This window comes from Pontibacter aquaedesilientis (genome assembly GCF_014773225.1).
GTDB lineage: Bacteria > Bacteroidota > Bacteroidia > Cytophagales > Hymenobacteraceae > Pontibacter > Pontibacter aquaedesilientis.
Genome location: NZ_JACXAJ010000003.1, coordinates 146,303 through 170,011, shown reverse-complemented (window position 1 = coordinate 170,011; position 23,709 = coordinate 146,303). Strand labels below are relative to the sequence as shown.

12 protein-coding genes are annotated in these 23,709 nt (G+C 52.7%); 7 read left to right on the top strand and 5 right to left on the bottom strand.

Annotated features, from left to right (window positions below; genetic code table 11):
* Positions 1-46 precede the first annotated feature (46 nt).
* From H9Q13_RS09170 to H9Q13_RS09145, 6 genes are all read left to right on the top strand, one after another.
* Positions 47-1,435 (top strand): T9SS type A sorting domain-containing protein, encoded by a 1,389-nt coding sequence (locus H9Q13_RS09170; RefSeq protein WP_191183499.1) that lies wholly within the window; start codon positions 47-49, stop codon positions 1,433-1,435.
* 357 nt (positions 1,436-1,792) lie between these two features.
* On the top strand, positions 1,793-5,473 hold the full coding sequence (locus tag H9Q13_RS09165) for an Ig-like domain-containing protein (RefSeq protein WP_224744182.1): 3,681 nt from the start codon (positions 1,793-1,795) through the stop codon (positions 5,471-5,473).
* A 6-nt stretch (positions 5,474-5,479) separates the two neighbouring features.
* Complete coding sequence (locus tag H9Q13_RS09160; RefSeq protein ID WP_191183498.1) at positions 5,480-6,439, top strand: PorP/SprF family type IX secretion system membrane protein; 960 nt, start codon at positions 5,480-5,482, stop codon at positions 6,437-6,439.
* A gap of 659 nt (positions 6,440-7,098) precedes the next feature.
* Positions 7,099-11,130: an ice-binding family protein gene (locus H9Q13_RS09155; RefSeq protein ID WP_224744181.1), complete on the top strand. Its 4,032-nt coding sequence runs from the start codon at positions 7,099-7,101 to the stop codon at positions 11,128-11,130.
* A gap of 27 nt (positions 11,131-11,157) precedes the next feature.
* Positions 11,158-12,111 (top strand): PorP/SprF family type IX secretion system membrane protein, encoded by a 954-nt coding sequence (locus H9Q13_RS09150; protein WP_191183496.1) that lies wholly within the window; start codon positions 11,158-11,160, stop codon positions 12,109-12,111.
* Between the two features lie 45 nt (positions 12,112-12,156).
* Positions 12,157-14,127: an OmpA family protein gene (locus H9Q13_RS09145; protein ID WP_191183670.1), complete on the top strand. Its 1,971-nt coding sequence runs from the start codon at positions 12,157-12,159 to the stop codon at positions 14,125-14,127.
* 102 nt (positions 14,128-14,229) lie between these two features.
* Here the strand turns inward: H9Q13_RS09145 and H9Q13_RS09140 are convergent, their stop codons facing one another.
* The 5 genes from H9Q13_RS09140 to H9Q13_RS09120 form a co-directional block, all read right to left on the bottom strand.
* On the bottom strand, positions 14,230-14,997 hold the full coding sequence (locus H9Q13_RS09140) for a 3-hydroxybutyrate dehydrogenase (RefSeq protein ID WP_191183495.1): 768 nt from the start codon (positions 14,995-14,997) through the stop codon (positions 14,230-14,232).
* Positions 14,998-15,078: 81 nt separating this feature from the next.
* Positions 15,079-17,571, bottom strand: a complete 2,493-nt coding sequence (locus H9Q13_RS09135) for a TonB-dependent receptor (protein ID WP_191183494.1) — start codon at positions 17,569-17,571, stop codon at positions 15,079-15,081.
* 39 nt (positions 17,572-17,610) lie between these two features.
* Positions 17,611-18,639, bottom strand: coding sequence for an alpha/beta fold hydrolase (locus tag H9Q13_RS09130; protein WP_191183493.1), 1,029 nt, complete (start codon positions 18,637-18,639; stop codon positions 17,611-17,613).
* Positions 18,617-20,173, bottom strand: a complete 1,557-nt coding sequence (locus H9Q13_RS09125; RefSeq protein WP_191183492.1) for a sodium/pantothenate symporter — start codon at positions 20,171-20,173, stop codon at positions 18,617-18,619. The genes H9Q13_RS09130 and H9Q13_RS09125 overlap by 23 nt, the downstream gene beginning before the upstream one ends.
* 265 nt (positions 20,174-20,438) lie before the next feature.
* Entirely contained in the window at positions 20,439-21,203 is a 765-nt protein-coding gene (locus H9Q13_RS09120) for a LytR/AlgR family response regulator transcription factor (RefSeq protein ID WP_191183491.1), read from the bottom strand.
* 175 nt (positions 21,204-21,378) lie between these two features.
* On the opposite strand from H9Q13_RS09120, the gene H9Q13_RS09115 reads away from it, so the two are divergent.
* Positions 21,379-23,490, top strand: a complete 2,112-nt coding sequence (locus tag H9Q13_RS09115; protein WP_224744180.1) for a sensor histidine kinase — start codon at positions 21,379-21,381, stop codon at positions 23,488-23,490.
* Positions 23,491-23,709 lie beyond the last annotated feature (219 nt).

Below are 23,709 nucleotides of genomic sequence, written 5' to 3'. Positions count from 1 at the left end.
TAGTGAATTTTATATATTGCTGTAATTCTATTTATAGTCTTGCTGCATGAAAACAATACTGCTCCGGTTCTTCTTCATCCTCTGTCTTCTTATTGGGTTAGTTCCTGCATCCTTTGGCTTCGGGGTTTTGCCTTTAACCAGCATAGTGGCAAATACCTCCAATGTACCCGCAGCCCCTGAACCTATCAAAGGGCCTGCAGTAGTCTGTACAGGCATCACTGCAAACTATAGCGTCGATCCAGTAGCAGGGCCCCTAGTCTATACTTGGAGCATCCCCAATGGCTGGACGCTAGTAGCCGAACAAGGAACTAGTCAGATCTCGGTTATGGTGGGAAAAAACGCTGGTGTCATCAGTGTGCTGACTATGAATAGCTATGGAACAAGCGGGATACGGCAATTGCAGGTTGAAGTAACCAATGTGCCAGCGCAACCCGAAGCCATAGTGGGGCCTGCCAGTCTATGCGGTGTTGGCAAAGCGACGTATCGCGTGCAGCCGTTCGTTGGAGGTATAGCCTACCAATGGAGCCTGCCGACAGGTTGGGCAGTAATATCCGGGCAAGGTACGGGCGAGATCGAAGTAGAGGCAGGTGCTGGCAAAGGTACTATTAGCGTAACCACAGGGAATGCATGCGGCCAAAGCGCTCAGGCCACCCTGGTTATTACCATTACCCCAGCCATAGCGAATAACCTTATACCAGCCAACCAGACCGTTTGCGCAGGAGAATCAACGGGCATGCTTGTTGGCAGTGTTCCATCGGGAGGAAGCAGTGTTTATACCTACCTTTGGGAACGCAGCACCATCAGTGCTTCGGAAGGCTTCGCGCCGGCGGCAGGTGCAAACAATACTCAGAACTATACGCCCGGGCTTCTAAATCAAACGACCTGGTTCAGAAGAAAAGTTACGTCCGAAGCGTGTGAGCACACCAGCGAAGCAATGCGCATACACGTATCGGCTATACCTGATAAGCCGGTGATCGAGCAGACAGGCAGTATGGAGCTACGCGCTTCTGTGGCCGGGGAGTATTATGAATGGCTTCGAAATGGTGTGCTGTTGCAGGGAAATGCGCAATCTGTCCAGATCAAAGAGGAAGGGGCGTACAAGGTGCGGGTGCGCAATACGGCAGGCTGCTTCTCCCCCTATTCAGATGCACTGGAGTTCTTTATAAAAGGAACTGATGAGGATACCGTAAAATCAGGGCTAACCATTTACTTAAACCAGGCGAACGGTAAACTGACCATTACCACGCAAGAGCCGTTGCGGGAGGTCGAGTTGCAGATGATTAGCCTGAGAGGGCAAGTAGTATACAGCAAGTACATGCCTCAAATACAAACGCAGTTAGAATTGGAGCTTGGGCATCTGCCCAATGGGGTTTACCTGCTCCTCTTGAAATCATCTTCCAAACAAGTAAAGCGCAAAATACTACTGCAGCACTAACTCCTAATCGTTAGATTTATAAAGCCAGCCTGTAACAGGGTTGGCTTTTTTATTTGTCTTGTTTTCAGTGACTTACAAACCTTGTAGAATATCCGTACATCAGGATAAGGAAATATTTTAAACAGCTTGTAACCTTTTACTTGATTTCGCAATAGAGGTAAAAAGCGTTTGTCTGCTCAACAGCAAGCCAGAAATTCAAGCCTTTCCCTCAGGAGAAATTTTTCCATGTCTGAAAACTTTAGCGCAGTTTATAGGAGATGTTAATGACCACGATTTTGGACTGGTTTGGTAAATCATAATTATTAAAAATTTCGTTATATCCGTGTAACTGCCCATTCACCCTTTAACCCTGATCTAATGCACCGACTCCTACACAGGCATCTGTTCTATAGTTTGCTTGCTTTGTTTGTGTTATTAATTGGACCGGTTCGGGCGCAAACGCCCAATTGTCCGGCTACAATTACAGTTACTTCACCAGACCGAACCGTGCTGTGTCAGGGCGAAACCACTGTGTTGCGGGCAAGCACCGGAACGGGGCTAACTTACGAATGGCTTCGGAACGGAACTGTTATTGCCGGTGCAACCGGCCAAACGCTGGAAGTAAGCACAGCGGGTAACTACCAGGTGCGGGTTTCCGGAAGCGCCTGCCAGACCAACACCTCTGCAGAAACGGAAATCACGGTCAACCCCAGGCCCAATACCCCTAATTTTGTTGCAACGCCTACCACTGCCGCCTGTTCGGGCACCCCACTCTCATTCTCTGTTAACGCACCCCAGGCAGACGTTGTCTATACCTGGGCTTTTGGCGATGGCGGCACTGCCAGAGGCGCAACAGTAACACATGCTTATAATTTGCGCGGCACAGGCCTGGAGACTTTCATGGTGGAGGTTTTCGGAACAAGCACCGTGACCGGCTGCGAGTCAGAAACCGTAACCCGGCAGGTACAGGTAAGGCCGCTTCCGGAGATATCTTTCACAGAGGAAAACAATTTCCTGACTTGCCTCCCCGATACAGTTGCTGACGCCGACATCAGCGTAACGGCAGTGATCACCAACACAACGCAAGAGCCTTACCTGAGCGACATTCGCAGTTATTTCGTGGACTGGGGCGATGGCAGCGCACCGGTGCAATACCGGCCTTCCGACTTTCCGATATCCAACCCCAACCCTTATGCCCAGGTGGGCGATTTCACCATTACCATCTCAGCAGTAGCCGGCAATGGCTGTACGGAGGCATTTACGCAGGTATACAGTGTGAGCAAAGAGCCCAAGGCGGGCTTCTCCCTGAATAAGGAGCGTGCCGATGAAAACCAGCAACCGCCCTGCGTTCCCGTTATCGTAACACCCACCGATAGCGCAACAGGAGGCGGGCTGACGTATCAGTGGTCCGTGCAGCCAGACATGGGCTACACCCTGGAGTCAGGAACTTTAACGGACCCGGCCCCGGTGTTTCGCTTTACTGAGTCGGGTGTTTATACCATCGAGCAAATCGTGACCAACGGCTGCGACAGCGACACGGCCTCGCAGGGGATCGTGGTGGGCTGGCCACAGGTGCAGCCGCCTGCTGGGGGCGTCTTCTGTGGCCCTACCACCCTAGACCTGAGCGGGTTTGGGGGTGCCGGTGCTCCGGGTGGAGGCGGCATTTTCATTGATAAAAACCTGGGAGAGAACATCACAGTCAAGATTGCCATCTCCGGCCCCAGAAGTGAAACACGCACATTCAATTCAGACAATTTCAGCTACTCTTTCAATTTCGACCGGCCAGGCACCTACAACATTACGGTCGAGGCGGTGAACGAATGTGGCAGCTCCAATGCCATTTTTCAGGGGCAGCCGCAGCCGCCGGTACAGGTGGTCATTCTACAGCAACCCGGGCAGCCTACTATTCAGAACCCGGGGATAGTCTGTGAAGGGGACACGGTGCGCCTTGCCCCGACGGGCCCGGGCCCGACCTATGCCTGGTTTGATAGCAATGCCCCCAATGCGACCCCTATCTTCGTGGGACCTTCCTTTACAACGCCTCAACTGCCGGGAGGCATCACCACTTATTATGTCGCAGCTCAGGATTCAGCGCAAGGCGTGCTGTGTGTCGGCCCTCGCCGGGAAGTGACGGTGCGGGTGAACCCACGTGTCACCAATAACCTGATTGAGGGTGACGCTAGCCGGAACGTCTGCCGCAACGGGGTGCTAGCCGAACTGACAGGCACCAGGCCATCCGGGGGCGACCAGACAACGCCGTATACCTATACCTGGCTACGAAGCACCACAGGCCCGAACCGAGGCTACGCAGCAGCTCCCGGTGTAAACAACAACCAGAACTACACTCCTACAGAGCCCATTGCCACCACAACCTGGTTCAGGCGCGTGGTGCGGTCTGCCAATTGCTCCCCCGATTCCAGTAACGTAGTCGAAGTGGTGGCAGTAGATCCGGTCCCTCCAAGTGCCAACACCGTCACGCCGGCCTTACAAGAGATTTGCACAGGCGATTCGCCAGCGCAACTGGTTGGCTCCCAGCCGACAGGCGGAGCGGGCGGACCCTATACCTATCGTTGGGAAATCAGCACGACCGGACCCAATGCGGGTTTTGTACCGGCTCCCGCGCCGAATGACGGGGAGAACTATACCATATCAACCAATTTAACCGGCGACACCTGGTTCAGGCGGATAGTCACGTCTGGCGATTGCGACTCGCCTTCAGAGGCAGTGAGGGTCAGGGTATTCCCGGCGCTGGCCAGCAATACAATTACGCCGGCACAACAGGACGTGTGCACCGGCACGGCCCCGACTCCGCTTACCGGGTCTGCCCCATCAGGCGGAAACGGCACCTATACCTACGAGTGGCAGGTGAGCGCTACCGGGGCCGCAGGTAGCTTTACAGCGGCGCCAGGCACCAACAACCAACAAAGCTATACACCGGGTGCCATCACCCAAACGACGTACTTCCAACGGGTGGTCAAGTCGGGGCAGTGCACTCCTAATATAAGCGGATCTGTGGTGATTAATGTGCGGCCAAGCATAACAGGCAACACCATTTCAGCTCCTCAGGAGATTTGTTCAGGCACTCAACCTCAACCTTTGACGGGCAGTGCGCCATCTGGAGGAAGCGGTGCGATTACCTTCCGTTGGGAAAGCAGCATCAGCGGGCCTACTACTGGATTCAATCCGGCTCCGGGCACCAACACAGGTGCGAGTTATTCCCCGCCTGTCCTAACACGCAACACCTGGTTCAGGCGTGTTGCCCTTTCGCAAGGCTGCGACAATGCCTCGGAAGCCGTGCTGATAACAATCCTGCCATTGCCTGCACCGCCAGTGCTGGCCGTGCGCGACGCACGGGCCTGTCTGGGGGGATCCGCTACCTTGACTGTGTCGAACCCGAATGGCAATACTATCGAATGGTATGATGCGCCAACAGGCGGGTCACCGCTTTTCGTGGGCCCAACCTTCGTAACCCCGGAGCTGACTCGTAATACGACCTATTATGCACAGGCTGTCAATAACAGCAACTGCTCCAGCGCGACCCGCACGGCGGCCAATGTCACCATCGTGACGCCTGTGGCCAACGCCGGAGAGGACGTAACCATTATACAGGGCCAAACAACCGAGCTTCGGGCCTCCGGAGGCGCCACCTATGCATGGGAGCCGGCAGCGGGGCTAAGCAACCCAAATGTCTTTAACCCGGTAGCCAGGCCGGATGTAACGACCACCTATACCGTAACCGTGACGACCCCCGATGGCTGTACTGCCACTGATGAGGTGACGGTGACCGTTATCCCGGCCATTTCCGTTCCGAATGCCTTCTCCCCTAACGGAGACCGAGTAAACGATGTGTGGGAGTTGGGCAACATAGAGAATTACCCGGATGCGCGTGTAGAGATATTCAATCGCTGGGGTAACCAGATCTTCACCTCGAGCGGCTACGGCACGCCTTGGGACGGGACCTACAAAGGCGAAGCACTGCCGGTGGCTACCTACTATTACATTATTTATCTCAACAGCTCCGAAAAACCGATTTCAGGGCATGTGACCATTATCAGATAATACACTATGAAAAAGCTACCCTTTCTTTTAGTTGCGTTTATAGGTGTTGTCGTGCAGGCTTTTGCGCAGCAGCGCCCTCAATATAGCCAGTACATGGTCAATAATTTCCTACTCAACCCTGCCCTCACAGGTATAGAGGACTATGCTGACATTCGGGTGAGCACCCGGCAACAGTGGGTAGGGTTGGATGGGGCGCCTGTTACTTACTATGCGACGGCGCATATGCCGCTTAACAAAGGGGCAGCCAGCACCAAGTACGCCAAGGCATTGGCGCATCACGGAGCAGGTATAATTTTCCATACTGATAAGACGGGGCCTTTGCGCCGCACCGGGCTATCGGGTACCTATGCCTACCACTTGCCGCTCACCCGAACCATTAATGCTTCAGCAGGGGTAGCCGCCGGTATTATCCGCAATTCAGTCAACTCAAGCGACCTGCAGTTTACCAACCCAAGCGACCCGTTGGTGGGCGGCGGGGCCATCAACCAGAATGTGCTGGACCTGACCCTGGGCTTTTGGGTATACTCCCGTAATTTCTCGGTGGGAATCTCTGGGGCGCAGCTGCTCAAAAATGCAGGTACTTTCCGCTCTTCTGAAAACAATAACGTAACTCTCGACCTGCAGCGCCACTATTTTGTCACAGGCAGTTACCGTTTCAGTCCTTTCGGGAGCATAGATTTTATTCCTTCTGTTATGCTGAAGTTGGCAGATCCGAGTCCGCTCGCCATAGATTTTAATTTGCGCGCACTGTACGACGAGCGCTTTTGGGTAGGTGCCTCCTATCGTCACGATGATGCCCTTGTAGGTATGGTAGGCGTATATGTCAGCCCCCTGCTGGACATTTCCTACTCCTACGATGCCACCACATCCAACCTGAACAGGGTAAGCGCCGGAACGCACGAAGTCGTGGTCGGTTTCAAGCTCCTGAACGACCGTCGCATCATTTGCCCGCAATGGGTATGGTAATCGCCTATCTGGTTTTTCTCTCATCACACATCCTGCCTTAGGCCCCGCTGCTGCATATTCAATATTTTATGCACCGTTCACTTTAATTGTTTTTTATATAGCTGATACAGAGTATGTACAATTGTGCATACCTTTGTGCACTTTTCAGAAAAGTGCTAACACCAGCAAGTCGGAAGGCCTGCAAGAAAGAGGAATTAATATAATATTGGGAAGCAAAACCAATTGAGTTGGTTGTAGGACTATGGCGCAAATAACTTTAAACTTTAAAGTAAAATTTGCTTTGTATCTGAAATTATTAAATTTTAGAGGTTAATATAACCAATATTATACGCCATATACTTTAGAAGCTTTATTATGTACTTTTTAAAGTATATACTTGCGTCTATGTTTGGCTTGGAAGGGTAAGAAAGAAAAGGGTTTCGCAAACTAAGGTGGTAGTCTGCAATATCTGATGGTTGAAAAAATTAAACGCCAAATTCTATAACAAACTTATACGAATCTATTTCATGACAAGCTTCTTAAGAAAAGCCTTGTTGCTGGTATTAAGCTTATGGCTGGTTACGTTTGGCGCAAGAGCACAGCAAGCCCCTGCTTTAGGGGTCTTCGCTGGTTATAACGTAGTGGGGTATCAGAAGGTTGTTAATTCAGGGAATACCGAAATGCCTGCCAAACTGGCTTCTGTTCTGAACAACGCCGAAGGCTTTCCTCCCGGCATTGTGCAGCAGGGTATAGAAAACAAAACGGAGGCAGCCACGCAAGCCCACAACGCCGCTACCGCTATCTACAATGCCGCCATCAACTCTCCCAATAAAACACCCATTACCAATGCAAGCTGGACAGGCGGCGCCTTCCTGCCTGGCGTATACGAGCTGAACGGTACAGGGATGATAAATTCCAACCTGGTGCTGAACGGCAACAGAAACCCGGACGCTGTTTTCATCTTCATCATTAAAGGCGATCTCACGATCGCAGATAACGCCAAAATGACCCTGGAGCAAGACGCTAAAGTGTCGAATGTGGTGTGGGTGCTACAAAACAGGCTGATCGTTGGAAGTGGCGCGGCACTGCGCGGCAATTTTATAGCGCAGGAAAATGTGTCTATAGGTGGCAGTACCGAAATTAGGGGGCGCATAGCCTCCCTGCAGGGAGAAGTAAGCATCATCAACTCCCGCTTTTATCTGCCCACAGACCGGGCTATCACCATTACAAGATCTCCGGGCAATGCCGGCACAACCAGTTATTTTATCGGGGAAACGATCACCTATAAAATCACCGTCAAAAACAACGGCCCCGTCGATGATACCAACGTGCGGGTCACCAATCTGCTGTTCACGGGAAGCGATCGCGTATTCACCCCAGACAACGGTATTACGAATTTGCCTGAAGGCGGATTTCAATGGAATATCGGCGGCCTGAAAGTCGGGGAGTCTGTTACATTGACCATAACGGCGGTGTTGCGGGACGCGGGAGAGGGCTTTGTCCGTGGAAGCGTGAGCGGCACCGCGGCAGACGAAATTACTGACAACAACTCGATGGATTTGCGCTTTTGCGTCATTCTGCCTGACGCTGGCGAGATAAAGGGACCAATGGAAATATGCGTTGGGGACGAGGTAGAGTACTACATAAACGAAATCACAGGGGTAACAAAGTACGAGTGGAGCCTGCCGAGAGGGTGGGAGATTATCGGGGAGCGCTTTGGAAACCGAATCAAAGTAAAGGCAGTGGAGCGGAATGCGGATCCTTTCATATCTGTAACGGTGAGCAGTGGCTGCGACCCAAGTCCGCCAAGCACGCTGCGGGTGAACAACTACCCGGACCCTCCACAAACGCCTGGCCCTATCAAACCGGATGAGGGCCTGTGCAAAGGCGAGTCAGCATCGTACTCCATCGACCCGGTAGAGAATGCCACGAACTATATCTGGAGCGTGCCCGAGGATTGGGAAATCACAGGAGGGCAGGGTACCGTCCGCATTACTGTAAAAGTAGGGGAGGCATCGGGGAAGGTAAGTGTGATCGCTGAAAACATATGCGGAAAAAGCGGGGCTCGCTCCCTGGACGTAAAACCGTTTCTTGATGTGCCTAACCAACCCGTAGCCTTGTCGGGCGGCGGCTCAATTACGATTTGCGTTACTACGAACGAAGTGAGCTTCAGTGTTAAAGCAAGTGCCGATGTTGCCCAGTACGTATGGAGCCAGTTTCCGGCTGAGTGGGAGATTCTAAGCGGACAAGGGACTAATACGATCACATTTAACCCGAATGGCAAGGCCGGTGAAATAACAGTAAGCGGTATAAACTCGTGTGGCAGCAGCAGCCTCAAGTTTGAGGTAATTGTTATACCTGACCAGCCTATCGTGCCTGGCGATATTTTTGGCTCCTTCCCGGTTTGTAAGGGAAGCGTTGGCACCAAGTACTGGGTAAATGAGGTACCATTCGCAACAGAGTATAACTGGGCTGTACCCAATGGCTGGAGAATTACGGCAGGGCAGGGAACCCGTGAGATTACCGTGGACCTGGACCCAGATGCCCAGAGTGGCGACATTTCGGTACTGGTGATCAACGCTTGCGGTAAGGAAGGAAGAAGCAAAAAAAATGTGGAGGCCACTACCGCAAAACCAGTTACCCCCGCAGCTATAACAGGCGATGCTTTTACGTGTATCACCTCTGAGACTTATTACAGTACCAAGCCAGTAGATGGCGCACAGTACTATGATTGGGAAGTGCCGGAAGGCTGGCAAATTCTGGAAGGTCAGGGTACTGTCCGCATCAAGGTGAAGTTTGGCACTAAAGAAGGCGACATTAAGGTTAGCGCCAAGAATTCCTGCGGCATCAGTGAACCAGCTGTGTTGCGCGTCAAACCATTCAGCCCAATCCCGAACATTCCGTTTGTGATAACGGGCCCAGACAAGGGCGTGTGCGTGAATCAGACGAAGGTAGTGTTCCAGCTTGATCCTGTAGACCAGGCGCAACGCTATACCTGGTCCTTCCCTACTGGTTGGAGAATTGTGGAAGGACAGGGCACAAACAGAATCATGGTAGATGTGGGCACGCAGTCTGGCACCATACGCGTCACGGCCGAGAACCCTTGCGGAGAGAGCCAGGCTGCCTCGCTTGCCATCTCCCTGCAGCCGGACATTCCGGCCCCTAAACCAGGTCCGATAAACGGACAAACGCAATATTGCGCTGGAAAGAACCAAACCTATTCGATCATTCCGGTTAACGGAGCAGTTTCGTATCAGTGGACCTTCCCTGGCCCAGATTGGGAAGTAGTTGGCGACAGGAACGGTACCAGCATAACAGTGCGAGCCGGAACTACGCAGGGGCAGGTCAAAGTGGCCGCTATCAACAATTGCGGGTCGGTGGGCGAAAGCAGTACCCTGGCGCTGCAACTCGTGGGCGAAGTGCCACCTGCTCCAAGTGCTATTATCACCGACAGAGAATCTTATTGTGGCAATACGGCTAACTTGGTGTTTAGTATTGCGGCTGTGCCAACGGCTACGCGCTATATCTGGACCGTACCAAATGGATGGACTATCACTGACGGAGAAAACACCAGGCAAATTAAAGTAACCGCTGGTACTTCTGGTGGCGAGGTAACAGTTGTGGCGGTTAACTCTTGCGGAGAGAGCCAAAGCGTGAAATTGCTGACAGAGCCACAACGGCCGCTAATGAACCCGGAGGCTATCCAAGGGACACTGGTGCCATGCGACGGAAAAACGAACGCCGTGTACTCTATACCTGCTATCAGTGGAGCTGATACCTACCTGTGGACTCTGCCTGCCGGATGGGAACTAGTGGAGGGAGAGGGTACAAACAAGATCACGGTAAAGGTAAAAGGCGGAGGAACAATTACGGTAAAAGCCCGGAACTCCTGCGGCACAACGGCCGAGTCAAAGCTAGATGTGAAAGTTGTGACAGCCCCGCCGCTTACGCCTGTATCCATTATAGGGAAAGCGATTGCCTGTGCCACCCGCACCACCACTTATGCTGTAGCTGAGGTGGCAAACGCCGCCTTCTACAACTGGGTTGTTCCAACCGGCTGGACGATCATATCCGGCCAGGGGTCGCGTGAAATCACCGTGCAGGTCGGCATCAATTCCGGAGAGGTGAAGGTGGAAGCAGAAAATGATTGTGGCAAAAGTGCAGCCGCCACAGCTGTAGTCGCTACCTCGCCATTGCCGGTCATAAGCCGCATCATCGATAAAACCACCGCCTGTTCAGACCTTGCTGTTTATGAATTGGAGTCGAATAGCATGGGCAGCACCTTTACCTGGTCGGTACCGGCTGGATGGGAGATTATTTCGGGGCAGGGCACGAGTACGATTAGTGTAATGCAGGGCGCAGCCAAAGGCGAGATAACCGTGGTGGCTGACAATGGCCTGTGCCAGAGCGAGCCGGTTACCCTGCTGTCTGATCCAAGCCTGCGCGACGCAGCGCTGACCATACCGAATGTGTTCACGCCAAACAACGATGGCAACAATGACACCTGGACAATCGGAAGCCTGCTCAACTATCCTGACAACGACTTAGTGGTAGTAAACCGCTGGGGCAACGAGGTGTTCAGGAGAAAGGGATACAAGAATGACTGGAACGGCGACAAGTTAGCGGAGGGTACATACTATTATGTGCTGCGCATGACGCTTTGTGACGGCACTGAGAAGACGTACAAAGGCTATGTGATGATCGTCCGATAAGAGAACAAACGAATTAAGGTTATTACAATGCAAAGATTAGGGGTGCTTTTGGTGATGTTGCTGCTAGCCTGGCAAGGCTATGCGCAGCAGGCACCGCAATACACACAGTACATTTTCAATGAGCTGATTATCAACCCTGCCTACGCCGGAAGCAAGGAAATACTGAATGTCAATGCGACGCACCGCAGCCAGTGGGTAGGTATGGAAGGAGCCCCGACCACGCAGACCTTTAGCCTGGACGGTGCCACGCGAAGCGGCCGCATCGGTTTTGGCCTGAATGCCATGAACGACGAACTGGGGGCGCAGCGCCAATTGGGCTTGCACGGCAACCTGGCAGTGCGCCTGCAGATGAGCGAAACGGCACGGCTTGGCCTGGGCTTTGCCGCTGGGTTGGCGCAGTACACACTGGACGGCACCAAACTGAACACAGGCAACTCCAGACCCGACCTGGCTGTACCGCAAAACCGGGTGTCGGAGCTCTTGCCCGATTTCAGAATCGGAGCTTTCTTTAACACCGAACGTTTTTATACGGGCCTGTCGGTTGCCAACCTGATCAACACGAAAGGAGATGAGCTGGAAGTAACTACCCCGAACAGGCACTTTTTCCTTTCAGCAGGTTATGTGCTTGACCTTTCCCCGAGCATCATTTTCAAACCAAGCTTTCTCATCAAAGAGGATTTTAACAGCCCAACCGGTCTGGATCTGAATACATTTTTCCTGCTGGGGGAGCGCATCTGGCTGGGTGGATCCTACCGTACGGCCGTGCAGGTACATAACAAGTATTCAGACGAATATGAACTGGACAGACGCAACGCCTGGGCTGCCATTGCGCAGCTATACCTAACGCCTAAGCTGAGACTGGGGTACTCATATGATGTCAGCCTTAACGCCCTGAAGCAACATCCCAGCCATGAGGTATCCATTGGGTATTCCTTCTTCAAGAAGGAGGACGCACGCATGCTGACCCCACGTTACTTCTAATTATTCCGAAAGAAGACCATGAGAGTACGATTACTAGTGATACTGATGCTTCTTGTAACAGGCCTCGCCTGGCCTGAAGCATCTCAGGCCCAAAAAAAGGAAGTGAAACTGGCCGAGAAGTATTTCAACAACTTTGAATATGCGCTGGCGCTGGAGGCTTACAAAAAGGCGATGGAGCAAACAGAGCCCAACGCCCATATGCTGCAGCGCATAGCCGATAGCTACCGGTTGATGAACAACAGCAAAGAGGCTGAGTTTTGGTATGCGCAGGTGGCCAGCTTCCCGGATGCGAGTCCGGCGAGTATATATTACTATGCAGAGGCCGCCAAGCGGAACGGGGACTATGCAAAGGCCAAAGAGCTTTATCAGCGCTATGGAAACCTGGTACCGGAAAAAGCTGACATGGCCAAGTCGCTGGCCGCTTCCTGCGATACAGCCATGCTTTGGATAAGCCGCCCTTTATCCTACAAAATCGCAGCGGAAGAAAAACTGAACTCCACAAGTGCCGATTTCAGCCCGATACAGATGCCGGCCGGAGCGTTGATCTTTTCGTCGGACAGGCTGTCAGCCGAGGGGAAAAAGAAACAAAGCCAATTTAACTGGACGGGCAATGGCTTTGTGCAATTGTATTTGGCAGCTACCGCTTCCGACTCAACCTGGAGTGTACCGGTGCCCCTGTCAAAAGAAGTTAACACGGACTACCACAATGGGCCGGCCTCCTTCCTGGAACTGGAAGATATGCTGTTTTTTACCCGCACCAACAGCATGAAACGCGGACGTACCAAAACAAACACAGACCCTACCAGTTGGGTAGGCGGCGCAGGAAAAGGCGGCGACTACATCAACAGGCTAGAAATATACATGGCAAAGCGCCAGGATGGAGCCTGGGCAGATGCTGTGCCTTTTGCCTACAACAAACCAAAAGAGTATTCGGTTGGGCATCCGGCCGTGACGCCAGACGGCAAACTGTTGTACTTCGTGTCTGATATGCCGGGAGGTATGGGCGAGACGGATATCTACTACTGTGAGCGCCTGGAAGACGGGAGCTGGGGTAAGCCAGTCAACGCAGGGCCAGCCATTAATACCAGCGGCCGCGAGAGCTTTCCAGCGATCGGGGGCGATGGCCACCTCTATTTTTCTTCGGACGGTCACTTGGGCTTAGGTGGACTGGATATCTTCAAGGCTGAGGGAAAACGATCGGAGTGGACTTCTGTGAAGAACATGATGTACCCGCTAAACTCCTCACGCGACGATCTGGGTATGGTAGTGGATAAAGCCGGAGTAAAGGGATGGCTGTCGTCGGGCAGAGAAAGCGCCACTGGTTCTGATAATATCTACAGTTTTAAAAAAGTGCCAGTGGAGTGTATGCTCGTAGGCCAGACCATCGAGATGGTGGCCCAGCCTGGTACGCACATCAAGAAGAAGGTGGTGGTAGACAATGTGCTTCTGCAGCTGTTTGAGGAGAACATCGGCTCTTTGGATGAAACCCACTCCGACGCTGTAGGCGGCTTTGGCTACAAGGTGCAGGCGGGCATGCAGTATACTATCAGAGGAAGCAAGAAAGGATACCTCACGCAGACGGTCCTGTTTACGCCTGACTGCCGCTTCAGCATTGACTCGCTGTTGGTAGAGATGGTGCTATACCGCGATACACCAAATGTACCGATCGTGCTGGAGAACATCTTCTATGACCTGGATAAACACGACATCAGGCCGGATGCCGCACTGGAACTGGACAAGCTGGTGCGTGTACTGAAAGAAAACCCGACGATCCGCATAGAGCTGAGTTCGCACACCGACAGTCGCCAGACCCGCAAGTATAACCAAGACCTGTCGGAGCGCCGCGCACAGGCTGCGGTTGACTACATCATTTCGAAAGGTATAGACCGCAAACGCTTGGTGGCCAAAGGCTATGGTGAGTCCAGGCTGCGAAACAAGTGCAGCGACTACGTGGAATGTTCGGAAGAAGACCACCAGGTGAACCGCCGCACTGAGTTCAAGATCATCAGTAAGTAATAACCACAGTATAGCAGAAAGCCCCGGTCACCAATAAAAGAGCCGGGGCTTTCTGCTTTTAGGTATAGCTTGTGATTGCTAGGCCAAACTAAAAATCAGAAGCTACTGGGCAGACCAGCCGCCATCAACCGGGAGCATAGCCCCTGTCAGCTGCCCTGCTGTTTCGGAGGCCAGGTATAGCGCCATGTTGCCCAGCGCCTGAACCTCCACAAATTGTTTGATAGGTTGTTTTTTCAACATCACTTTGGCAATCACTTCTGTTTCTGACATTTGGTGCGCCCGTGCCTGGTCCGCTATCTGGGCCTCAACGAGGGGAGTGCGCACATAGCCTGGACAAATAGCATTGCAGGTGATGCCATGCGGCGCTCCCTCCAGGGCCAGCACTTTGGTTATACCTGCCACGCCGTGCTTGGCAGCCACATAGGCCACCTTGTACTCGGAGGCACGCAGGGCATGGGCCGACGCAATATTGATGATGCGGCCAAAACCACGCGCCTTCATACCCGGCCATACCGCCTTCGAGGCATGAAACGTAGCCGACATGTTGATGGCGATGATCGCGTCCCAGCGGTCCTCCGGAAACTCATCCACCGGCGCCACGTGCTGTATACCTGCGTTGTTGATCAGCACATCCACATGGCCCAGCTCCTGCTCAGCTTGTTGCACCATCTCGCGTATCTGTTCAGAATGCTGCATGTTGGCAGATGAAAAAATGACCCTCACCTCGTGTTCCTGAGCCAGTTCATCGGCAATCTGTTGGCCGTTCTGCTCTAGTCCGTTCACTAACAGGTTATAGCCCTGCGCTGCAAATAAGCGTGCTATACCTAACCCAATACCACTGGTGCCGCCTGTAATGATTGCATTTTTCATAAGTGTGTTTCTGTAAATGGAATATAGCTTGTAAAAAAACAAAGCGCCCTTGTGGGGCGCCCTGTTTTCACCTTAATCAAACTACCTAACCTCATTCGTCTTTTTAGAGAATCCCGGGAGGTTCACCTTCAACTCCACAGAATAGAGCCTGCCAATGAATGGCGATGCCACAAACTCCCTCACCTCGGCATTAAATACATTGGTTACCTGAGCCGATGCAGTCAGGTAAGTGTTGAACCTGTAACCTGCGCTCACGTCCACATTGGTGAAGCCGCCCAGCGGACCATAATTCCAGGTTCTGCCAAAGCGGGCATTCTCCTTCAGGCCAAGCGCCTCGTCGGCTTTGGCTGCCACGTTGATGCCCGAGAAGAAATCAAACTCCTGTACCCAGCGGGTGAAAATAGAACCGAAGAACTTGTCTTTGCTGTAGTTCGCCGCCAGGCTGAAGCGATTGGCCGGCGCATTGATAGACAGGTCTAACTGGTTCACCTTGCCATCTCTGTTGCCGTCGTTATTCAGATCATCCTTATCGATGTTATAACCGAAATAAGAGTAATTCGCTACAAAATTAAGCGACTGCAGAGGCGCGAACGTCAGTCCGAAATCAGCGCCGTAGGTGTCTACCTCGCCGAAGTTAACATAGGTTAGCAAAAAAGCCGCCCCCGCTTCTGGTGTGCCCGGTATAACCTGCGACATTGGTACATCGCCCCTTTGCGTAACCTTGCGGCCCTGTGTGGCAATGTTTATAGCTGGGCTCAAGAAGTTTTTGGACTTGTTGTAGTAGGCATTCACATCGAGGAAGAACATATCAGACAGCTTGCCTTTGTACCCAGTCTCCAGGGTGTTGATAGACTCCACTTCCAGTTTATTTATCTTAGTACCGTCGCTCAGGGTATAGCCTTGGCCGTTACCGATCAGCAAACCACCAAACAAGTAGCCTTCTAGGTTCAGGATGGTGGGGGCAGCTATACCTTTGCCGTAAGTAAGGCGAATGGCATGATCATTTTGTGCCCATACCAGGGCCGCTTTCGGGATGAAGTTAAAGCCATAAAATTCATGATTGTCTCCACGGCCTGCAACGAGGGCTTTGAAACCTCCGCCAAGCTGTTTCTCTATCTGGCCATAAAAGCCGAGCTGGTCGACTACGATGGCACCGTCACGGTCGAAAAGGTAGGTGTTGCGGCTGTCAGCGATATCGCGCTGGTACTGGCTGCCTACAATGAAGTCGAAACCGCCAATGCTGTTGTTATACTGCAGTTCACCATTCAGGCGGCGAGAAGCGTCCTTGAACACGGCACCGCGTGGCAGGGCCACTCCGGCAGCCGGCGAGGAGCCAAACCATTGTTCTTTATACGATCTGCTGCGTGCCTCTTCTTCGCTAAAACCCGCATTCTTGAAGCTCAGGTAGTTCTGCGTGCGCTGGTTGATAGCGTAGGTGTCGTCTGTCTTGCTCCAGGTGTGGTATACCTGTGCGAACACACGCGGCGATACATAGCGGGTATGGAGGTAATGCACTTGCCAGTCCTTGATTTGGTTACGGCCGGCATTGGTCTGGGCCAGGTTGTTGGAATTGCTGCCACCATACGACACGATGATGTCAGAGGCATTGTTCACGCTGTAATACATGGCTGCCTCGCCACGCATGGTGTTGAACTTTCTGTCCAGGTCAATTTCCGTGGCTCGTTGTTTGGCACCGAAGTAAACAGTGTCATTATAAGCAAAATCAAGACCTTTGGTATACTCTCCGGTAACCTTGAAAGCCATTTTAGGGCTGATTACCTGCGCATGTCTGAAACGACCTGAGAACACTTGCTGGTTGCCGGCACCGAGTGCCAGGGTGGTGCCCTCCGTACGGCGCGGGTCTTTGGTGATCGTGTTTACCAAGCCGTTGTGAGCGTTCGGGCCATAAAGAGCGGCGGCAGGGCCAAGCACTACTTCTATGCGCTCAATGTCTTCCTTCACCACGGTGCCTAGTGGGCCAAGAGGCAAGCCGGTCGCGATGAGGGTCGACAGGCGGGCGTCATTCATTTGCAGGTTCTTTGGGTTGAAGGCGCTGTTGAGACCCCTCACATTGATACCTGTGCCCAGCACACCGGTACGGATGAATTCAACACCCTTCTGACGTGCCAATAGTTCCCCCACGTTGAAAGACGGTAACTCCGCGATGTCTCTGGATGAGATCAGGCTGATAGTGGCAGGGGCTTCGGTGAGTTTCTCAGGACGACGCGAAGCCGTTACCACGATTTCTTCTCCTACCATATTAGTTGTGATCATGGTGACGGTGCCGATATCGGTAGGGCTACCTGCATTTACTGTAACCGACTGCCGTGGGAAGGTATAGCCCACATAGGAAATGCGGAGATTATAGGTGCCTGCCGGCACGTCGACAATGCTGAAATCACCGGCGGCATTGGTTGAGGCGCCCTTCGTCGTGCCTTCGAGCAGGACGGTGGCGCCATTCAGAGGCTCTCTGGAGTCTGCGCCGAGCACGCGACCCTTGACACTGCCGCTTTGGGCCAGTGCGACCTGTGTCACTGCAAAGAGTGCAAACAGGAGTAAGTAAATTTTTTTCATGGCAATGTAGTTTAGATTGTTAAGGTTATGGTTCAGGCGCTATTTCAGGAAGTCCCGGATAGCTTTGTTAAATGCTTTGGCTTGTTCGTATTGCAGAAAGTGGCCTGCTTCAGGTATCATCAGCAGCTGGCTGTTGGGTATGCGGTGATGACCTGCTTCGGCTACCGCCTGGGTGGTCAGGTTAGGGTGCAGGTAGCGGTTCGGTATAAGGGCATCCTGCGCCCCAAAGAGGATTAAAGTCGGTACCTGCACCAGGGGCAATTGCTCGTATACTGGCTCATCTACCATCGCGGCCACGCTACCCGCTACAGCTACGCTGTAAGCCCCGAACTCGGCTGACTCCGCCATTTGGAGACGATCGTCGACCATGTACTGGGCATCCGCAGGCATTTGGTGAAAATTGGCCTTGAAGTTAGCCGTCACTTGTTCTGGCGTGGTTTGCTGCACGGTCTCGGGCGTAACCGTCATCTTGAAGAGCTGCTTTTGTGGCTCCGTGAATGTCTCGAAGCCTGCAGGCGCTGCCAGCACCAGTTTTTTAATGCGCTGCGGGGCTTTCAGGGCAGTGGTGATGGCAATCTGGCCTCCCATGGAGTGACCCACCAGCGTGACCTGTTTTAGTTGGAGCGCATCCATCAGAGCCAGTATATCATTCGCATAGCTGGCCATGCCTAGGGTTATACCTGTTTTGTCGGATTTGCCGTAACCTGGCAGATCGAGGGCGATGCAACGGTAATGCTGGCTTAGTTCAGCCACGTTCTTGTCCCATGCCGGCAGGTAGCTGCCCAATCCGTGTACAAATAGGATGGTCTCTGCGCCCTTGCCCTCGTCGGTATAGGCTACTCGGGTGCCGTTTGGCAACGTTATTTTATTAACTGTATACCTGTAGCGCAATCCCTCAAAAACAGGGTCGGGAACAGCTGGCACCATAGGTGTTGTCTCAGTGCTGGCTGTAGCGGTGTGGTCCATGCCTGCAGAAGCAGTGGCGGGCTGCGCTGACTGGCAGGCCGTGTGTAGGCACAGCAGGCACAAAGCGGCTGAGATTAGCTTAGTTCTTGAGTTCACTTTCATAGGTCGGTTCTGTTAAAAGTGACGCTTCTTCAGTTGCCGGTTCAGGGGCAGGCTGACGGAACACATAGTAGAAAATAAGCCCTACTGCCACCGACGCCAGTATAGCCAGTGCGGCGGCTATACCTGGGTTGCGCACCGGGGCCTGCATATAGGTAGTGAGCCCGCCATAGTACACACTGAAATGCACAATAACGGAAGTAAGGGAGGCGGCAACCGGCGCGATAAGCGGCACCCGGCGGAGGAACATCCCAAAAAGCACCGGCACAAATGCCGCAGAGAAGTATGCATACACCCCGTTCTGTGCAAAAATGCCCACACTCAGGTTCGGGTTCTGCAACTGATCGAAGGTGAGCCAGATAGTGACTGCCGCCAAAACCACAATCACGAGTCGGTTAATGACCACACCGCGGGCTGTAACGCTATCGCCTATGATCGGGGTCAGAATATCGGAGGTGATGGTGATGGAGAGGGACTGGATAAGTCCTTCCAGGGTGGAAAGACCTGCCGAAATGAGTCCGATCACCAGCAACAGTCCCACATACACGGGGAACTCACGCACCACGTAAGCCGACATAATGCCATCCACAGGCAAGGGCTGTCCGTTTATGGTCAGGTCCGGGAAAGACAGGCGGGCATACAAACCGGCAAACACGACTAAGAAGAACAAGGCTTCGGCCAGTACCCCGACCAGCAGGTATAAGTTTACGTCTTTTTCGCTTTTGAGCAGCAGCGACTTAGTGATGATGTGTGGCTGACAGACAATGGCAACGCCAATGATCATCTGGCAGAAAATGATTTCGAAGTTATCCCGGAAAAGGAAGCTCTCTGGGTTGTTTGGCGCCACCAGCAAGGGGTCTATTGCAGCCAGTTTGTCCAGGAAGCCGTGCACCCCGTCGCTGAAGTGCTGATAGCCGGAGCCCAGTAAGATGAAGGCCACGATGAGCATAAATATTGCCTGGATCATGTTTGTGTAGACCATAGAGTTGGCCCCGCCAAACATCATATAGCCAAACACAAACACCACAATGCCGACACACACATGCAGCTCGTTCAGGTTGAGCACACTAGCCAGCACCTTGGTAAGCCCCACGCAAATGAGCACGATAAAAGTGATCAGCAAGAGCGACAGAAAAGCAAAGAACATGGCATAGCCGCGGCTTTTGTACACAAGGCCCATCCACTGGGCCATGGTCTGGGCCTTTACGGCGGTGCCCATTTTGCGGAAGCCCTTGGTGAGCACCACCAGCGATACCAGCGCCGCAACAGGCAGCGCGATCGCCATGGAGATAACGCCGCTTATGCCGTAGAGCGCTACAAAGCCCGGGTTGATGATGAAGGTGGCGGCGCTCGTCATGGATGCGGCCAGCGCCAACCCTACCGCCACCGGCGAGAACGTTACGTTGCCGAGGGCATAGTCGGAGATAGAGCGAATACGCAGCGCACCCCGTACCACAAAAAACAGGATAATGCCTGCGTAGGCGAGTACGAGTACCCAACCTGCCGTTACAAGCTCTGATGATGCCAGACTATTCATGTGCGAATGGTATTATTGCTAAGGAAATATTGAATTAAATTAGCTAATAATAAACATTAACAGAAGCCTATACTTGCCAAATGAGGATAATTTAAGGTGAAATCGGTGAGAGGAAAGGTGGGGTATTCTGAACTGCTAAAGGTTAAATGGTTAAATGGTTGAATTATAGATTGCCTATTGTCGGATGAACGATTCAGATAGGTCGGTATCCCAATGGGCTATACCTTTCTAACTCTTAAACTCCTCAAATCCTCAACTCCTCAACTTACAAAATTTGCAATCGCTTCAGCAAAGCGTCGCGGTGTGTGTTGCCGATAGGAATCTGCTTGCCCCCGATGAGGATGTTGTTGTCTTCGATGGCCTCGATAGCGGTGAGCTGTACGATGTAGGAGCGGTGCACGCGCATGAACTGGCTCCCGGGTAGCCGCTGCTCCAGGTTTTTCAGGCTTTGGCTTACCAAATGCAGGTGTGTACGGGTTTTGATGTTGCAGTAGATATCCTGCGCTTCGGCCCAGACGATGTTTTCCAGCATGACTTTCTCGAGTCGGTTGCGCACTTTCACAAACAGGGCATCGTGCAGCAGGAAATTGTCGGCCTCTACGGTGTCGGTGGTCTGGACAGGTATAGCGGCAGCCTGCACGGGTTGAAACTGACGGGTACCTGCATTGTGTATGGCCAGCTCAATACTGCTTTGCAGGGTGCGGGCGTCGAAAGGCTTGACCAGGTAAGCATGTGGGTTGGTTTGCTTGGCCCGGTCGATGGTTTCTCTGTCCGAAAAGGCCGTCATGAAGATAAAAGGAACCTGGGTAGCCTTGGCTAACAGTGCGGCTGTCTCAATACCATCAAGTTTGCCCTCCAGGGTGATGTCCAGAATGATCAGGTCCGGCCGGTGCTGGTGTACCTGCAAGAGCAACTCTTCGCCTGAACTCACGGCCTGGCATACCTCATAGCCCATCGACTCCAGCGAAAGCGACAGGTTTTGGGCTATCACCACATCATCTTCTGCAATCAGTAGTTTAAGGCGGGCCATAAGTTAAAGCGTAAGTGAAATTGGTCAGGAATATGAGCTCAATATAGCAATTTGATTCCACTGGCAAAATGCGATATTCTCAGAAGTATAGTATAACGGAGATATTTTTGTAAATTGACGTATGCTTGTGCTCTGCTATACCTGCTGTATTTGCCGCTTTTCTAAGCTGTTGACCTTGCTGCTATTTGTTTTAATAGCGCTGCAAACCCGTGCGCAGGTACCCAGCACGGTGGAAGTGACAGCCACACAGCAAGCCATAACGGAGGCTTTGCAGGTATACCACGACCCAAGCGCGACACTGCTGCTTGAGCAGATCCGAACCGCCCGTTTTTCGGCAAACAGTATCTCGGACGTGCTGCAGCCGGGTAAGACGGTGCATTGGGTACGTGTCGTGTTGCGCAACCCCACACACCGCGAAAAGACGCGATTACTCTATGCCGGCGACTGGAGCAACATAGAGCTCTATCAGTTCAGCGAATCAGGCTATACCTTAAAGCGCTCGGGGCAACTGCTGCCCATTCGGGAGCGGGACGTGCCGGGCTATAAACCCTACATACGGCTAGCACTGCTGCCCAACAGCACAACCACCCTATACCTGCGCCTGCAGGGCGATATCAATCTATACAAGCCACAAGCACTGCGGGTACAATTGCTGATGCCTGAGCAGGTAGAAGCCGCAAACCGCGACAGACTGTTCGGACAGGGCATCTTTATCGGCATTATCCTGGTGATGACGCTCTATAACCTTGTGCTCTTCGCATCGGTGCGTGACCGCAGTTACCTATACTACGTGATGGCGCTGCTGGGCACCGGTCTGTACTTTATGTTCTTCCATGGCTTCGCTATTGAACTGCTTTGGCCCAATGCCCCGATCTGGAACGCGCACAGCTTCCCTTTCATCGTGACATTCAATGGTTTGTTCCGGGTACTGTTTACGCGACACTACCTCAATACCCAGCGTACCATGCCGCTTTGGGACAAGGCGCTGATGTTGTTGGCTCTGCTTTATATTCTGCCTGTGGGTATGGGGCTACTTTCTTACTTCACGCCACTCGACCTGCTGCAGGCCTGTGTTAGCTTGATCGGTCTGATCGGTGGTCTGGTGTTGGTGGCCATGATCCTAACAGGTATAAACTCCTTGCGCCAAGGCTACAAGCCCGCACGCTACTTCCTGATTGCCAATGTGTTTTTTGTGGTGGGTGCTTTGCTCTTTATATTGAAGGAGAACCATCTGCTGCCTGATAACCTGGTAACCGTGTATGCGGCGCAGGTTGGCATGGTGGCGCAGGTGGTCCTGTTTTCGCTGGGTCTGGCCTATCGACTCAACACCGTGACGGGCGAACTCAATGCCAAGGTACTTGAAAAGGAGCGACTGGAGCGAGAGAAAGAAACGGAGCGGAAGCTGCTGATAGAGCAACAGAAAAATGAGCTCGAAGTGATGGTGACCAACCGCACTGCGGCACTCCGGCATCGCACGCAGGAGTTGAAGGACACGGTGCGCAAACTCAAGGCTTCGGAACACAAGCTGCGTCGACTCAATTTCTTCAAAGATCGCTTTTTCTCCATCATTTCGCACGACATCCGCACGCCGCTGGCCACACTGGAGTCTTTTCTGAATATACTGTTGAATTTCTCGGATAAGATGAAGCCCGACCAAATGCAGAAGCTGGCCACGCATACCCAGCTTTCGGTGCGCAACCTGCAGGCTTTGCTGGAGAACCTGCTGCAATGGTCGTCGGCACAAACGGCCTCGGGCCATCACGTTCGCTTCGAACCCGAGGTGCTGCCCTTGGCCGAACTGGTGAACCGTAACGTGGCCCTGCTCAAAGACACCGCCGACACCAAACAGATTGCCTGGCAGGTGCAGGTGCCATCTGCGCTGCAGGTGCGTGCCGATGCCCACATGCTCGATTTTGTGGTGCGCAACCTGCTGCACAATGCCATCAAGTTCTCCTACCCTGGCGGGCTTATTAAAATAGCGGCGGAAGCTGGGCCAGGCCATATGGTCACCGTTGCGGTAGCAGACCAGGGTACTGGCATTAGCGCGGACATCCTGGCGACGCTTTTCAAACTGGAAACACCCGCTATGGCTACCAAAGGCACCGTAAACGAGAAGGGCACAGGCTTAGGGCTGTTGCTTTGCCGCGATTTTGTGGAACGGCATGAAGGTAAGATCCAGGTTGACACGACAATGGGGCAGGGGAGCCGGTTTTACTTCACCGTGCCGATGGCTATACCTGAGCAAGCCGCTGACAAGCAAACGCTGCTGGAAGGCGAGATCTGCTAAGGCTGTCTATACCTGTTAATTCGCATATTATGGGCTACGTGTCGGTTGCCAACTGGCATCGTGAAAGCCTATATATTATATATGCAGCGCAAACAGCCCGTTTTCATAAGGAGTTTACCACGAAAATCTGTGCCTACACCTGATACAGGTACGGTTTGGCTATACCTTACACGGTGCTTTTTGGAAATTTCCGTTAGTTTTGGTTCATACTCTTTCCAC

Bases quoted from the DNA above. Each gene is read 5' to 3' on its own strand.
- H9Q13_RS09170 (WP_191183499.1), top strand. From the start codon at position 47: ATGAAAACAATACTGCTCCGGTTCTTCTTCATCCTCTGTCTTCTTATT.
- H9Q13_RS09165 (WP_224744182.1), top strand. From the start codon at position 1,793: ATGCACCGACTCCTACACAGGCATCTGTTCTATAGTTTGCTTGCTTTG.
- H9Q13_RS09160 (WP_191183498.1), top strand. From the start codon at position 5,480: ATGAAAAAGCTACCCTTTCTTTTAGTTGCGTTTATAGGTGTTGTCGTG.
- H9Q13_RS09155 (WP_224744181.1), top strand. From the start codon at position 7,099: ATGCCTGCCAAACTGGCTTCTGTTCTGAACAACGCCGAAGGCTTTCCT.
- H9Q13_RS09150 (WP_191183496.1), top strand. From the start codon at position 11,158: ATGCAAAGATTAGGGGTGCTTTTGGTGATGTTGCTGCTAGCCTGGCAA.
- H9Q13_RS09145 (WP_191183670.1), top strand. From the start codon at position 12,157: ATGCTTCTTGTAACAGGCCTCGCCTGGCCTGAAGCATCTCAGGCCCAA.
- H9Q13_RS09140 (WP_191183495.1), bottom strand. From the start codon at position 14,997: ATGAAAAATGCAATCATTACAGGCGGCACCAGTGGTATTGGGTTAGGT.
- H9Q13_RS09135 (WP_191183494.1), bottom strand. From the start codon at position 17,571: ATGAAAAAAATTTACTTACTCCTGTTTGCACTCTTTGCAGTGACACAG.
- H9Q13_RS09130 (WP_191183493.1), bottom strand. From the start codon at position 18,639: ATGAAAGTGAACTCAAGAACTAAGCTAATCTCAGCCGCTTTGTGCCTG.
- H9Q13_RS09125 (WP_191183492.1), bottom strand. From the start codon at position 20,173: ATGAATAGTCTGGCATCATCAGAGCTTGTAACGGCAGGTTGGGTACTC.
- H9Q13_RS09120 (WP_191183491.1), bottom strand. From the start codon at position 21,203: ATGGCCCGCCTTAAACTACTGATTGCAGAAGATGATGTGGTGATAGCC.